Annotated in this window: 16 protein-coding genes; 8 read left to right on the top strand and 8 right to left on the bottom strand. The window is 61.0% G+C overall.

Annotation, left to right across the window (positions count from 1 at the left end):
- Nucleotides 1-322 (bottom strand): glutathione S-transferase family protein (locus JNL55_RS00965; protein WP_293848340.1); only part of this gene is annotated, 322 nt, incomplete at its 3' end.
- Nucleotides 323-392: 70 nt separating this feature from the next.
- Here JNL55_RS00965 and JNL55_RS00970 point away from each other — a divergent pair.
- The 7 genes from JNL55_RS00970 to JNL55_RS01000 all read left to right on the top strand — a co-directional run bounded on the left by JNL55_RS00970 (nt 393) and on the right by JNL55_RS01000 (nt 7,138).
- Complete coding sequence (locus JNL55_RS00970; RefSeq protein ID WP_293848342.1) at nt 393-1,238, top strand: sulfurtransferase; 846 nt, start codon at nt 393-395, stop codon at nt 1,236-1,238.
- Between the two features lie 84 nt (nt 1,239-1,322).
- On the top strand, nt 1,323-3,287 hold the full coding sequence (speA, locus tag JNL55_RS00975; RefSeq protein ID WP_293848344.1) for a biosynthetic arginine decarboxylase: 1,965 nt from the start codon (nt 1,323-1,325) through the stop codon (nt 3,285-3,287).
- A gap of 368 nt (nt 3,288-3,655) precedes the next feature.
- Nucleotides 3,656-3,931, top strand: coding sequence for an RNA recognition motif domain-containing protein (locus JNL55_RS00980; protein ID WP_129642208.1), 276 nt, complete (start codon nt 3,656-3,658; stop codon nt 3,929-3,931).
- Between the two features lie 115 nt (nt 3,932-4,046).
- Nucleotides 4,047-4,883: a class I SAM-dependent methyltransferase gene (locus tag JNL55_RS00985; protein WP_293848348.1), complete on the top strand. Its 837-nt coding sequence runs from the start codon at nt 4,047-4,049 to the stop codon at nt 4,881-4,883.
- Nucleotides 4,880-6,040 carry a succinylglutamate desuccinylase/aspartoacylase family protein gene (locus JNL55_RS00990; protein ID WP_293848350.1) on the top strand — a complete coding sequence of 387 codons (1,161 nt, stop codon included), beginning with the start codon at nt 4,880-4,882 and terminating at the stop codon, nt 6,038-6,040. Before JNL55_RS00985 ends, JNL55_RS00990 begins: the two co-directional genes overlap by 4 nt.
- 7 nt (nt 6,041-6,047) lie before the next feature.
- A complete protein-coding gene (locus tag JNL55_RS00995; protein WP_293848351.1) occupies nt 6,048-6,581 on the top strand; it encodes an NUDIX hydrolase in 534 nt (177 codons plus the stop codon).
- Nucleotides 6,582-6,733: 152 nt separating this feature from the next.
- Nucleotides 6,734-7,138 carry a hypothetical protein gene (locus tag JNL55_RS01000; RefSeq protein WP_293848352.1) on the top strand — a complete coding sequence of 135 codons (405 nt, stop codon included), beginning with the start codon at nt 6,734-6,736 and terminating at the stop codon, nt 7,136-7,138.
- Between the two features lie 29 nt (nt 7,139-7,167).
- Here JNL55_RS01000 and JNL55_RS01005 read toward each other — a convergent pair whose 3' ends face one another.
- The 7 genes from JNL55_RS01005 to JNL55_RS01035 all read right to left on the bottom strand — a co-directional run bounded on the left by JNL55_RS01005 (nt 7,168) and on the right by JNL55_RS01035 (nt 13,439).
- Nucleotides 7,168-7,821, bottom strand: coding sequence for a hypothetical protein (locus JNL55_RS01005; protein ID WP_293848354.1), 654 nt, complete (start codon nt 7,819-7,821; stop codon nt 7,168-7,170).
- 1 nt (nt 7,822) lies between these two features.
- Nucleotides 7,823-8,449, bottom strand: a complete 627-nt coding sequence (locus JNL55_RS01010) for a hypothetical protein (RefSeq protein ID WP_293848355.1) — start codon at nt 8,447-8,449, stop codon at nt 7,823-7,825.
- Nucleotides 8,450-8,715: 266 nt separating this feature from the next.
- The gene (locus tag JNL55_RS01015; RefSeq protein ID WP_293848356.1) at nt 8,716-9,252 is read right to left on the bottom strand and encodes a hypothetical protein; all 537 of its coding nucleotides are present in this window, start codon (nt 9,250-9,252) and stop codon (nt 8,716-8,718) included.
- A 17-nt stretch (nt 9,253-9,269) separates the two neighbouring features.
- A complete protein-coding gene (locus tag JNL55_RS01020) occupies nt 9,270-10,556 on the bottom strand; it encodes a putative porin (RefSeq protein WP_293848358.1) in 1,287 nt (428 codons plus the stop codon).
- Nucleotides 10,557-10,767: 211 nt separating this feature from the next.
- A complete protein-coding gene (locus tag JNL55_RS01025; RefSeq protein WP_293848360.1) occupies nt 10,768-11,097 on the bottom strand; it encodes an RNA recognition motif domain-containing protein in 330 nt (109 codons plus the stop codon).
- Between the two features lie 429 nt (nt 11,098-11,526).
- Complete coding sequence (locus JNL55_RS01030) at nt 11,527-12,246, bottom strand: HAD family hydrolase (protein ID WP_293848361.1); 720 nt, start codon at nt 12,244-12,246, stop codon at nt 11,527-11,529.
- Nucleotides 12,243-13,439 carry an O-succinylhomoserine sulfhydrylase gene (locus tag JNL55_RS01035; RefSeq protein ID WP_293848363.1) on the bottom strand — a complete coding sequence of 399 codons (1,197 nt, stop codon included), beginning with the start codon at nt 13,437-13,439 and terminating at the stop codon, nt 12,243-12,245. Before JNL55_RS01035 ends, JNL55_RS01030 begins: the two co-directional genes overlap by 4 nt.
- A 124-nt stretch (nt 13,440-13,563) precedes the next feature.
- On the opposite strand from JNL55_RS01035, the gene JNL55_RS01040 reads away from it, so the two are divergent.
- The gene (locus JNL55_RS01040) at nt 13,564-14,202 is read left to right on the top strand and encodes a glutathione S-transferase family protein (protein ID WP_293848364.1); all 639 of its coding nucleotides are present in this window, start codon (nt 13,564-13,566) and stop codon (nt 14,200-14,202) included.
- Nucleotides 14,203-14,260: the final 58 nt, after the last annotated feature.

Here is a 14,260-nt window from a genome sequence, read left to right on the forward strand (position 1 = left end):
GGTCCTCGGCGTACGCCTGGAACTCGCAGATCACGCGGGTGATGGTGCCTTCCTCTTCGGCGCTATGACCGAAAATGGGCACGTCGGGATACTTGCGATCCAGGTAGCGCAGAATGGCCAGCGACTCGAACACCACATAATCGCCGTCTTTGAGCACCGGCACGCGGCCGCGCGGATTCATCTGCAACAGCTGCGGCGAGCGATGCTCCTGCTTGGAGAACTGCAGCAGGTGCGACACGTACTGCAAACGTTTGTGCTCGAGTGCCAGCAGCGCGCGCCAGGAATACGGGCTGCCGCTGCCCCACCACAGTTCCAGTGCCATGAAGTGCCGTCCTAAAGAGTAAGGGGCGGATTGTAACGAAGCCGCGCCGAGCCGCTAGTACACTGTGTACATGCACACCACACTCGTCAGCGCCGACACACTGGCGCAACACCTGGACGATTCACACTGGTTGATCGTGGACTGCCGTTTCGACCTGGCGCAGCCGGCGGCTGGCGAGGCCGCGTACCGCGCCGGACACATTCCAGGCGCCATCTATGCGCACCTGGATCGCGATCTGTCCAGCCCGATCACGCCGAGCACCGGCCGGCATCCGCTGCCCGATCCTGAACATTTCGCCGCGACACTGCGCAGCTGGGGAGTCACCGCTGACACGCAGGTCATCGCCTACGACGCCGACAATGGCATGTACGCGTCGCGCTTGTGGTGGCTGCTGCGCTGGGTCGGTCATCGCGCGGTCGCTGTGTTGGACGGCGGCTTCAAGGCTTGGAACAGCTCACAGCGGGCGACCAGTTCTGCAATTCCTGCACGCGCGCCGAGTCAGTTTCAAGCGCGTCCGGAGCGTGAGCTGTGGCTGGATGCCGAACAAGTGCAGGCGCGCGTGCAACAACCCGACTGGAGATTGCTCGATGCGCGCGCTCCCGAGCGCTTCGCCGGCAAGGTCGAGCCGCTCGACAAAGTTGCCGGCCATGTGCCAGGCGCTCGCAACCATCCGTTCGCCACCAATCTCACCAGCGACGCTCGCTTCGGCGCGCCGGAAGAATTACGACGTCGCTACCAAGCGTCGCAAGACGGCGTCGCCGACGATCACACCATCGTAATGTGCGGCTCCGGCGTCACTGCGTGTCATCTGCTGTTGGCGTTGGAAGTCGCCGGCAAACCTGGTGCGCGCTTATATGCAGGCTCGTGGAGCGAATGGATCAGAAATCCGCAGCGAGGCGTTGCAACTACTGATTAAAACGGTCACTTTAAATTCGCAATCTCTTTGCTTTATCGTTCGCGCCTTGTTACCTCCGGCCCACTTTTTAAAAGGCCAGCGCACTTGGACCCGACCGCAAAGAAACCCGCCGCAGCCACCGCCGTCAACGGCTCTTGGGATACGGACGACTCGCTCGACCTGTATCAGGTGCCCGCCTGGGGCAAGCACTACTTCAGCATCAACAGCGCCGGCCACGTGGTGGTGCGGCCGGACGGCACGCCGGATCGCGAAATCGATTTGTATGAAGTGGTCGAAGGTTTGCACGCACGCGATTTGACCACGCCGGTGGTCGTGCGCTTCTCCGACATCCTGCGCCATCGACTGGTGCGCTTACAGAAGGCGTTCTCGCAGGCGATCGCCGAGAACAATTACAAGAACCGCTACACCGCGGTGTTCCCGATCAAAGTGAACCAGCAACGCCTGGTGGTCGAAGAGGTGTATCGCTACGGCAAGGAATTCGGCTTCGGCCTGGAAGCCGGCTCCAAGCCCGAGCTGCTGGCGGTGATGGCACTGACCGAAGATGCGCCCGAGCGCATGATCGTTTGCAACGGCTTCAAGGACGACAGCTACATCGAAGCGGTGATCCTGGCCACCAAGCTCGGCCGTACCATCATTCCGGTGATCGAGAACTTCGAAGAGCTGCAGCTGGTGTTGAAGCACGCCGAAAAATATCAGGTGCGGCCGCGCATCGGCGTGCGCGTCAAGTTAGCTAGCGAAGGCGCTGGCCGCTGGCGCGATTCGGCCGGCGAGAAATCCAAGTTCGGCCTGTTCGTCACCGAGATCCTGGATCTGATGAAGGTGCTGAAGTCGCACGACATGCTCGATTGTCTGGAGCTGGTTCATTGCCATCCCGGCAGCCAGCTGCAAGACATCCGGCGGGTGAAGGATGCGATCAACGAGCTGGCGCACGTGTATGCCGAACTCAAGCTGATGGGCGCCGGGCTCAAATATATCGACGTGGGCGGCGGCCTCGGCGTGGACTACGACGGCAGCGGCACCAACTTCGAATCGTCGATGAACTACACGATGAACGAGTACGCCAGCGACGTGGTGTATCGCATCGGCAGCGTTTGTAACGCACGCGGCATCGACCATCCAGTGATCGTCAGCGAATCGGGTCGCGCCACCGCGGCACATCACAGCGTGCTGGTGTTCAACGCACTCGGCTCGTCGTGCCTCGATAAATTTCGTGTTTCCGATCGTATCGAAGACGAACACAGCGGCGGACGGGACGAGCTGCCGCAGCCGGTGCTGGATCTGTTCGAAGCCTATCGCACCATTTCGGAACGTCGCCTGGTCGAGTGTTACCACGACGCTCTGCAAGCGCGCGAACAAGCGTTGCAGATGTTCAACCTCGGCCTGCTGAGCCTGGAATTCCGCGGTTTGACGGAACGTTTGTATTGGGCCACCTGCGCCAGGATTCGCGACTACTGCCGCAAGCTGGATCGCGTGCCGGAAGAATTGGAAGGCCTGGAACTGATTCTGTCCGATACCTACTTTTGTAACTTCTCGGTGTTCCAGTCGCTGCCGGACAGCTGGGCCATCGGCCAGTTGTTTCCCATCATGCCCATTCACCGGCTCGACGAAAAACCCACACGCAATGGCGTGCTGGCCGATATCACCTGCGACTCGGACGGCAAAATCGACCGCTTCGTCAGTCAGCGCGAGGTCAAACGCACGCTGGAGCTGCACGAGCTCAAGCCCAACGAAGAGTATTACCTGGCGGCGTTCCTGGTCGGCGCGTATCAGGAAACCTTGGGCGATCTACATAATCTGTTCGGTGATACCCACGTGGTGCACATCCGGCTGCACGACGAGGGCGGCTGGTGGATCGAGGAAATCGTCAAAGGCGATACGGCCGGCAAAGTACTCAGCTACATGCAGTACGACGTGGACCGGTTGTTTCCTCAATTCGCCCGGGACTGCGAACGCGCGGTTCGCGAAGGCCGCATGACTCTGGCGGAGAGCCAGGCGCTCCGCCGCTTCTACGAGTTGGAGCTGAACGGCTACACCTATCTGGAAGGTTGAGCTCGGGGCCGGCAAGCCGGGCGCCTCGCCCGGCCACGGGTCGTTTGTGTTTGGTCCATTATGTTTGGCCCATTGTGTTCTGTTCGCAGCTGCAAAAAATTCCAAAATCGACTTGTCAAGTCGGATCATTGCAGTCGCGAAAAGCCTGACGTAGTATCGGCCGCGGTCAGCTGAATACGCATTTCAACCTACAAGAGCGACCTTCGGACACACGCGCTTTAGCGAGCACGTCTGCATGCCACGCCATTCCCATGGTTGATTGTCAGCGACCAAGACACGGCGATCGTAATTTCATCCGAGAACCCTCGAGGCTCTGCGGAGGCGATCGTTTGGCTGCAACTTTGTCTGGCCTCAAAGAGTGACCCTCGATGACGACGATCTACGTTGGCAATCTGCCGTTCAGCGCTACTGAAACGGATGTTCGCTCCCTGTTCGAAAAACACGGCACGGTGCAATCGGTCAAACTGGTGAATGATCGCGAAACCGGACGCCCGCGCGGCTTCGGCTTCGTGGAAATGCCCTCCAGCGATGCCCAGACCGCCATTCAGCACATGAATGGTTTCGACATGGGCGGTCGTCCGCTACGTGTAAACGAAGCCCGCGAGCGCGAAGCTCGTCCGCCACGGCAAAACGGCCGCTGGTAATCGGGCTCCGCTAGTCGGCTCCAAGCCATGTTCTGCAGGGCATGGCTTGGGGTCGGTTTTGATTTGCACGCGCCGATTCCCTATCTTCGCGGCTCATCAGCCACGAGGACACGGAATGAGATTGCCGCGCGTCGCCCCAACGCTTTGCTGGCTGCTGCTGGGGGCGATCTTGCTGAACGGCTGCGCGACCCCGCCGGCCACCGACCCGGCGACTGCTGCCGCGCTCGACACCATCCTCGCCGGCAATCACCGCGCGCCGGAGAATCGCGCGCGGGACGCTTATCGCCATCCTAAAGAGACCTTACAGTTCTTCGGCATCCGCCAGGATATGACTGTGGTCGAAGTGTGGCCCGGCGCCGGCTGGTACACCGAAGTCCTGGCGCCGCTGTTGAAGGATCGCGGCCGTTTGTACGCGGCCGTGATGGACCCGGCCTCGGGCGACTACGCCAAGAGCACCGTCGAAACTTATCGCGGCAAACTGCAGTTGCGGCCGGATGTTTACGGCAAAGTCGTCACCACCGTGCTGGCCTCGCCGCCGGCCAAGAGTGAGATCGCCCCGCCCGGCTCGGCTGACCTCGTGCTCACCTTTCGCAATCTGCACAACTGGATGATGTTCAGCGGTGAGCGGGATGCACTGGCCGCCATGCATGCCGCACTCAAACCGGGCGGCGTGCTCGGCGTGGTCGATCATCGCGGCAATCCCCAGACTCCGCAGGATCCCAAAGCGGCGTCGGGTTATGTGAATCAGGACTACGCCATCCAACTCATCGAAGCCGCCGGCTTCAAACTGGTGGGCCGCTCTGAAGTCAACGCCAACCCGCGCGACACCAAGAATTACGAGAAAGGTGTGTGGACACTGCCGCCCGGCTTCGCTGACGGCAATCAGCCGCGCTACCAACAAATCGGCGAGAGCGATCGATTCACGCTCAAGTTCGTAAAGGTCGCGCCATGAAGCATTGGGTGACAGCGCTGCTGGCAAGCTTGACCCTCGCGGCGGTGGTGCAAGCGGCCGAGCCGCCGCCCGCTGCGCCGATTCTGGAAGGCTCCGAAGCGCTCAAACCCAAAGGCCGCATGCGCCTGCTCGGCACCGAAGTGCCGGCCGGCACCAAGAAAAAACTGACCTGGACCAGCGGCGCGGCCATGGAAGGTTTCGTCTCGCCGGTGCCGGTGTTCGTGCTCAACGGTAAAGGGCCGGGCCCGGTGTTGTGCCTCACCGCCGCCGTGCATGGCGACGAATTGAACGGCATCGAAGTCGCGCGCCGCGTGCTCGACGACATCGACGTCGAAGAATTGAATGGCGCCGTGATCGGCGTGCCCATCGTCAACATCCAAGGCTTTTATCGCGGCACGCGCTACCTGCCCGACCGCCGCGACCTGAATCGCTACTTCCCGGGCAATCCCAAAGGCAGCGCCGCGACGCGCATGGCGCATTCGTTCTTCACCGAAGTAGTGAAGCATTGCTCGGCGTTGATCGATCTACACACCGGCTCATTGAATCGCACCAACTTGCCGCAAGTCCGCGCTAATCTGCGACTGCCTCAGGTCTCGCGCATGACCAAAGCCTTCGGCGCCACCGTCGTCCTACACAGCGTGGGCGATCGCGGCTCGCTGCGGCGTGCGGCCACTGAGGCCGGCATTCCGTCGGTGACCTTCGAGATGGGCGAACCGATGCGCGTGCAGTCCGAGCAAGTCGAGCACGGCGCCAAAGCAGTCGAGACGCTGCTGTATTCGCTCGGGATGACCAAGCAACGCCGCTACTGGGGCGACCCCGAGCCGGTGTACTACGCCTCCAAGTGGGTGCGCGTCGATCATGGCGGCATCCTGTTCTCGGATGTAGCGCTCGGCGAACGCGTCAGCGAAGGCGAGTTGCTCGGCGTGGTCACCGATCCCATCTCGAGCCAGCAGCATCGCATCTACGCACCGACCAGCGGCCGAGTGCTGGGCATGGCACTCAATCAAGTAGTGCTGCCCGGCTTTGCCGCCTATCGCATCGGCACGTCCACCTCGCCGTCGAAGATGTCCAAGCAAAGCGCCGAGGAGCCGACCGAAGACAGCCGCGAAGACGACGAAGCGGCACCCACCGAAGAAGCCGATCCGCCGCCGGGCTGAGTACCGCATGAGCATCGAAAAAGTCACTGAGATCTACACCGGCCGGGTCATCCAGGTGAACGTCGAGCAAGTACGCTTGCCCAACGATCACGTCGCCACGCTCGAGATCGTGCACCACCCGGGCGGCGCCGCCGTGGTCGCGCTCGATGCTGCCAATCGCGTCTGCCTGGTGAAGCAGTACCGGCACGCGGCCGGCGGCTACATCTGGGAATTCCCCGCCGGCAAGATCGACAACAAGGAGCCGCCGCTGCAAACCGCGCAGCGCGAACTCGAAGAAGAAGCCGGCCGTCGCGCCAGCCAGTGGCGCAGCCTCGGCGAGTACCTCAGCTCTCCGGGCTTTTTGACAGAAGTCGTGTACCTGTTTTTCGCCACCGGCCTCACCGAGGTCGACGTGCAACTGGAAGCGGGCGAAGTCCTGGAAGCGCATTGGCTGCCGTTCGAGCAAGTCCTGCAGATGGCGCACTCCGGCGAACTGCGCGACGGTAAGTCCTTGGCTGCGCTACTGCGCGCCTCGGCTTATGTGCAAACCCCGACTCGCTGAGGTATTTCCCGTCGGATTTTTTATCGCACCGTGACGAGTGTCGATGCGCATGACACGCGGCCTTACGCATCCGGCACTTAGATCACACTATTGGAACTTGTCTGCACCGCACTGAAACACTTCAATAGCAGCCACCTCTAAAGGGAAGAGAGGTGAAGTTTTTCGATGCGGAGACGATTGAGTTGAACGACCAGTTGAAAAAAATAGGTTATCGGTTGCGTCCTCGAGTGGTCGAGCGGCAGCCCGGGCATATCGCGTTCGACGAGCGCGGCAACGCCGTCTATGAGTGGAATCAGGATCGACTGGGCGAAGACAGCGAGGCCGGTGCGCGCGCTCGTCGTAAAGCCCTGGAGAACCCCACGCTGTCGTTCGTGGAAGAGGAGAGCCAGAACGACGCCCCCATCCAGATCAACCCCAAGGGCCTGCGCGTGGGCTACAACCCCTACGAGAGCGGCCTGCTGACGCGTAAAGCCGCGGGCGGCGGCAAGCGCGATCTGCGCCAGCTGTCGAAGTGGATCGAGATGAAGAAGCGAGTGGAGAACAAGCGCGGCGAGTGACGCGCCAGTGACCCAGAATCGACCCAGGATCACACCGCCAATTGCCTGATCTTCTCTTGATGCCCGCAACGGAAAAAGCGTCGCAGCTCGGCCAGCCACCGCTCCGGCTGCTGACGGCGCGGATGTAGATAGCGTTCATCCAACGAGCGGCAGTAGCGCGCCGCATGCCGATTCGCCTCTTGATAGCGATGCCGGCTCGCCTCATCCAACTCCGGCAGATAACTCACGCTGCTGAACATCTGCGCATGCAGCCCGCCGGGGAACGCTCCGTCACGTTGCTCGGTCAGCAACGCCAACGCCGTCGCGTACTTGTCCACCTCGGCCTGCAACTCCAACTCCAGCAGCGACACGGGTCGACTGCGCGCCACGCTCCAAATCAAATAATGGAAGTGGCTGACGCCTTCGAGCGCGGTACAAAAATCGCCCAGATTGTCCTCATTGAGACTTTGCAACGGATCGTTCCGATCCAGGCGTTCGAGCACGCGTTGGTCGATGAACAAACCGATGCGCACCGTGCCATCTTCCTGCACCACGAACACTTGCTCGTCGCTGTGCGGGCCTGACGACTCGCCGACCACTTCGCGCAAGCGTTGTCGATCGCAGATCAGGAAATCTTCCGCGTCGTGTTCGACGGGTGCGTCGTACAGTCGTGTGAGCAGCGACTGCATCCGACGCAGCAACATGTCAGTGCTCCTTCCTACCGATTTGCACCGGCGCCACGCCGAGCTTCTGCAAGATCGCGAAGGCGCGCGGACTGCCGGTCTTCATCCAGATCTCGTACAGACGCAGGATGTCTTTGTCGGTGTGCTGATAGGCCATCTCGGCCACGTCGTTGAGCACATCCACCAACCGCTGAAACTTGCCGGCCAGTTCTAGGAACACGGCAGCGAACGCTTGACCCCGAATCGAATTGCGCATGTTGTCGGCCAGCGTGCCGTAAGCACGGCCACCCATGGCGATGTGATAATCGACATCGACCAATCTGCGCGCGAAGCTTTGCGCGAAGAAGCCAGCGATGAACAGTGAGACATCGCCCAAGCGACGTAGCGCTTCGTCGCGCTGTTGACTGGTCGGCGCTGCCGAAGCCTCGGCCAGCATGTGAGCCAGCGGCTTGAGACGCACACCTTCGGGAGTTTTTTCGTACAGTTCTTCGGAGCGTGCAAACATGGTCAGCACGTTCACGACGTAGTGCTCGGTGTGGTCGTCGACTGCTACGCGTTGCTTACGTAACGCCTTCTGCACCGAGTCGTGAAAGAACTCGCGCAGATTGGGAACTGCGACTACCGCTGCGGGACCATCATCGTCGGGCATCTCCAGGCACCTCTCGCGTTAACGAAAGACTCGAGCTTGCTGACTACTCGTAACGTATATCGGCACGCGTCGTCGAGAATTTAATCCACAGCTCGTTGATACAGTTCCCGACGCCAGCCCGGCAATAGGACATTTGACGCATTTTCCAGAAAGCCGCTGGCGTTATTGTTTGGCACTCACCGTCATTGTTTGCTGATGGAACAAAAAAAGGGCCGCCACCTTGCGGTGGGGCCCCATAAAGAAACATTGCCGAAGCGGCGTGGCGCTTATTTCGCCAGCTTGCCGATACTCAAACCCACCACCAACGAGCCGATGGCCTTGCCGCCATCGAGCACCGGTACCGCCACTTGCACCTGCTGCAAGCCCGACGACTCGTCGACTTCGACGTCGCCTTGCCAGGTCTTGCCGCTCAGCGGCTGCTCATGTTTGGGTTTGCCTTTGTGACTCCAGTTGGAGGACTTGCCCAGAAACGCCACCTTGCCGCCGTCCGCGCCCGACAAGAAAGCTTCCGACACGACGTCGCCTTTCTTGGCCTTGAGCACTTCGGCCGCCGGATTCTTGGTCAGGCCGCGCACGAACGGATCGATGACACTGGTGTTGGCCCACTTGGCTTGATCCATCGCCGCCGCTTCCGGCGACTTGCCGGCGTTGTATGCCTTCACTGCATTGACGACAGTGGGCTCGGCCGCCCAGGTCTGAATCTCTTTGACCTTGGCGTTGACCTTACCCTGCAGTGCCGGGTCCAGCCCGGCCGCCGCAACCACTTGCGACACGCACAGCAATGCCGCGAACAACAGTTTCATGACGACCTCGCGAGCGTTCAGAACTTGGTATTGAAATCGAGCATCAAGCGATCGAAATCATACTGCGTGCCCACGTCCTTGTTGTCGACGTTCTTGTAGTAGGTCGCATTCAACACGAAATTCTTGGACGGCGCATAGCCGCTGCGAATCACCCAGCCGTCGGCATCCGAGTAGCCGCCGGCGAAATCGGAATCGATGTGTTGAGCAAACATCGCATCCTTTTCGATCAGCTGATACGCCAGACCGAATTCCCACGTGCCCGGATTGGAGGCTTTGCCGACCATGGTGCCCATGGTGAACGCGGTGTCGTAGACAGCATCGAGATTGCGGGCAGCGTCGGCCCACACTTGCAGCGGCAAGCTGGCCAGCTTGAAGTTGTATTCCGCTAGCAAGCCCACGACCTGGAAGTCATAAGCCAGACCGCCGGTGCTGGTGAGCGAGTTGCCGTTGGACGCGCCGTTATAGAACGGACGACGGCCCTTGGCCGCCGCCAGGTCGTAATACGACGCTGCGACCACCAGAGCGTTGCCGCCGAGATCGAAACGATTGCCGACCTGCAGACCGTACATCTTGGTGTCGGTGCTGGTGGCAGTCGAAGTAGCCGTGCCGGTCTGCACGTTCTCTTCGATCCAGAAATTCCACGCCGAGCCGAACAACGAACCGTTGCTATAAGTAAAGGCCAGGCCTTCGGGATTGATATCGTTGTCCCACAGCACGCTCTGGCCGGGACGCACGAACGGCATCTTCATCTTGCCGGCGATGAAGTGTGCGTTGTCGGCGAAGGTCCAATCGAAATAGGCCAGATCGAAATAGGCGGATTTACGAGAGAACGCGCCATCGAGTTGCACGTTGGCACCGCGCGGACTGCCGGGCGACGACGAAGTCGCGAGACCGACGCCGACCACCATGGTGTCGTTGACCTTGCCTTCCAATGCAACACGCGCACGTAACAAATCTTCTTCGCGCTGCACACCGGCGCTTGCGTCGTCGGTCTGTTGATGACGATAGCGAACATCGCCTTTGAGCGTAACGCGATTGGGCCAATCGGCCGCCTTCACGGCCGGCGCGGCCGGTTTCAAATCGGCACTGGCGGCCAGCTGTTTGCTGACCTGCTCGGTCTGAGTTTTCAGTTGCCCATTCTCGGCCTTGAGTGCGTCGTTCTCGGCTTCGAGCTTGTCGACTCGTTGCAGCAGATTTTGTAACTGCGAGCGGATCAGCGCGAGCTCGTCATTGGACGCGGCATTGGCTGCCGAGCCGATACTCAGGGCAGCAGCGACGGCTGCCGCGAGGAGCTGGTTCTTCACAAGAATCTCCGGTAGGGGCGATGTCACACGATTGCAACATTGCGATGATTACCGGGCCGCAACATGACGGTTATGCGACTTCGCCTGATGCTGGCGGTTATGTGATCTCGCTCGCACGCCGACTGTGACGGGCGTCTAAAAAAGAAAAACCCCGCGGTATTGCTACCGCGGGGTTCTTCTATCAACGAAGTAGTTTCGTTGTTAGCGTCGCTTACCAGCGGCCGCCACCGCCGCCGCCGCCGCCACCACCGCCCGGACCACGGGGACCGCGGCCGCCGCCGCCGCCACCACCGCCGCCCTGGCGTTCCTGCGCTTCATTCACGCGCAGAGGACGACCACCCATATCTTTTCCGTTCAACGATTGAATGGCGCGCTGTGCGTCGGCACGCGGCATTTCAACGAAGCCGAAGCCGCGAGGACGACCGGTTTCACGGTCGTTGATCAGGGCCACAGACTCCACAGTGCCGTGCTGTTCGAACAGCTGGCGAACCTGGTCCTCGTTTGCGGAGAACGGCAGGTTACCCACATAGATCTTTGTCATAGCGATACAGTCTCTCTGAAAAAGCCTCGAGCGCGATCCCCCTGCTGGGTTTAATCATCACTGCGAGGCCTGGTTACATACGGGCTCCGCCCCTGCACTCCCCGGTCGTTCCTGACTCAAAGTCATGCGGTTTAGGTTCCCAGGCCTACGTTCGCGGTCTCGTCGGATTTTTCAGAAGTTGGCCGGTAGGGGGGTCTTCATGACCCGGCTGGCCAAGCCAGAGAAAAAAGCGGGCAAAGGCACTACGAACGGCGCGGAATGTACGCCAGAAAAAGAAACTAGGCAATCGGCCGCAATGCCCGCATGCCTTTGAAAATAGGGATACAACGGCCGATGCATCGCGTCCGAAGCGATCCTACAGCCGGGCCCCCATCGAGCTGCATTGCGTACCGGCGCAACCGATGCCACCGACTCATTCGGGGGCGCCGTTTAGGACTTCAGCCCCAATAAGGTGCCGAGCTCATGCAAGGTGCGCACGGCATGCGCCGGCGGCCCATGTTCCACAGGCCAGGCCAGCTGCTCCCGATTGATCCAAACCGGCAGCATGCCGGCGGCTCGCGCACCCACTACGTCCAGGGCCGGGTCGTCCCCCACATACACAACCTGTTGGGGTTGTAAGCCCGTTCCTTCGATTACCTTGTGGAACAGGGTGGGGTCGGGCTTGAGCGCGCCGACCTGCCGGGCGCACAGGCTGCGCTCGAAAAAATGCGCCAGACCGATGCGCTGTAGATCGGCATTGCCGTTACTGGCGGTAAACAAACGGAAGTGCGGCTTGAGCCATTCCAAACCCGGCAGCACGTCCTCGTACAGCACCACTTCGTTGCGCGCCTGGATGAACGCCTCGAATGCTTCCTCCGCCATGGCCTCGGCATAACCGAATTCCCGGGCGTGATCGGCCAGGGTCTGACGCCGTAAAAAAGTGAAGTCATGCGCCATTTGCGGGTAGGCCTGCGCAGTCTCTTGCCGCGCTTTGCGCAACATTTCCACCGTCATGGCGGCGGTTACGCGCGGATAACGGAGCGCCAAAAAGTCGTACATGGCCCGCTCGGCCCGTTCGATCACCGGCAGCACGTCCCAAAACGTATTGTCCAGATCGAAACAGATGCCGCGGATACCGGTGAGTTCGCCGGCCAAGGTCGCGCCGGTCATGAGCGCGCCGGCAGGCCGGTCACGGCAGCCAGACCGCGTTCCAGATCGGCTTGCAGATCGCGAGGATCTTCCAAGCCTACCGAGATGCGCAGCAACCCATCGGTAATGCCGGCACGTGCACGCTCAGCCGGCGTGATGCGCGAGTGCGTGGTCGTCGCCGGATGGGTGATAGTGGTTTTGGTATCGCCGAGGTTGGCGGTAATAGACATAAGCCGCGTCGCGTCGACGAACGCCCAGGCGGCTTCGCGCCCCCCGACCACATCGAACGCGATGATGCCGCCGAAGCCGCTCTGCTGCCGCTTGGCCAGCGCGTGCTGCGGATGCGACTCCAGGCCGGCGTAATGCACTTTGGTGACACCCTGTTGAGTTTCCAACCAACGCGCCAATTGCAGCGCCGCTTGCGAGTGCGCGCGCATGCGCAGCTCCAATGTTTCCAATCCCTTCAAGAACACCCAGGCATTGAACGGGCTCATGCTCGGCCCGGCCGAGCGAATGAAACCGAACACGTCCTTGCCGACCAGCTGTTCGTTGCCGACGACGGCGCCGCCGACGCAGCGGCCCTGCCCGTCCAGATATTTGGTGGCCGAGTGAATGACCAGATCCGCGCCGAGTTCGAATGGCTTCTGCAACGCCGGCGTACAAAAACAATTATCGACAGCGAACCACACCCCTCGCTCATGGGCGATGTCAGCGATGCCGCGAATGTCCGCGATCACCGAAAGCGGATTCGACGGGGTCTCGAGGAAGAACAACTTGGTGTTGCTCTTGATCGCGCTCCGCCATGCGTCGTTGTCATCGGGACGCACGTACGTGACCTCGATACCGAACTTCACCAGATAACGATTGATCAGAGCGATGGTCGAGCCGAACACGCTGTCGGAACAAACGATGTGGTCGCCGGCCTTCAGCAACGCCATGCAAGTGGCCAGGATGGCAGCCATGCCCGAGCCGGTAGCGACACACGACGACGCGCCTTCCAACGCCGCCAGCCGTTCTTCGAAACAGCGCACCGTGGGATTGGTGAAGCGCGAGTAAATGTTGCCCTTGGCACTCTCGTCGAAACGCGCCGCCGCCTCGGCGGCGCTCGCGAACACATAGCTGGACGTGGTGAAGATGGGCTCGGAGTGCTCGCCCTCGTGGGTACGAACCTGGCCGGCACGTACCGCGAGCGTTGCAAGATGATGATCAGTCATGGAACGTCCACAAACAGGCAAAGAGGACTAGTTTAAGAAAAACCACAGCTTGGTTCATTTCATTTCGCAGCAGGGGTCGATCGCAGGCGCTACAGTGCTGCTCCCCCAGCTTGCGGGCACCTCCATGCTTACTCTAGTCATCGGCAACAAGAATCTGTCGTCCTGGTCGCTGCGCCCCTGGCTGGTGCTGAAGCACTTTGGCCTCGACTTCCAGGAAGTGAAGCTGCCGCTGGACACCGCCGAATTCCATCGCGAAGTGCTCCAGTACTCGCCGTCCAAGCGCGTGCCGGTGCTGATCGATGGCGAGGTGCGGGTGTGGGACTCGCTGGCCATCGCCGAATACCTCAACGAAAAAGTGCAAGGCCGTGCCTGGCCCACCGATGCCGCTGCTCGCGCCCACGCACGTGCCGTCAGCGCCGAAATGCATTCAGGCTTCGTCGGCCTGCGCACCCACTGGCCCATGAAAGCTACTGGCAATGCCTCGGTGACGTTGCCGCCCGACGCCATGATGGACGTCGCCCGAGTCCAGCAGCTGTGGCACGAGTACCGCTCGCAGTACGCGCAACGCGGTCCTTGGCTGTTCGGCGAGTACTCGATCGCCGATGCGATGTACGCACCGGTGGCGCTGCGCTTCCGTCATTACTCGGCGCTGATCGCCAGCCCGCTGGCCCAAGCCTATCAGGACCAAGTCATCCAGGATCCGCACTTGCAAGCCTGGATCGCCGCAGCCCAGCGCGAAGTCGATAGCCACTGGGGAGCGTAACGACGTCGGTAAATAACGCTCAGTGCCGCGACTGCCGTCGCGGCGGCGATTGCGGCAA

Source organism: Steroidobacter sp. (genome assembly GCF_016790065.1).
Taxonomy (GTDB): domain Bacteria; phylum Pseudomonadota; class Gammaproteobacteria; order Steroidobacterales; family Steroidobacteraceae; genus Steroidobacter.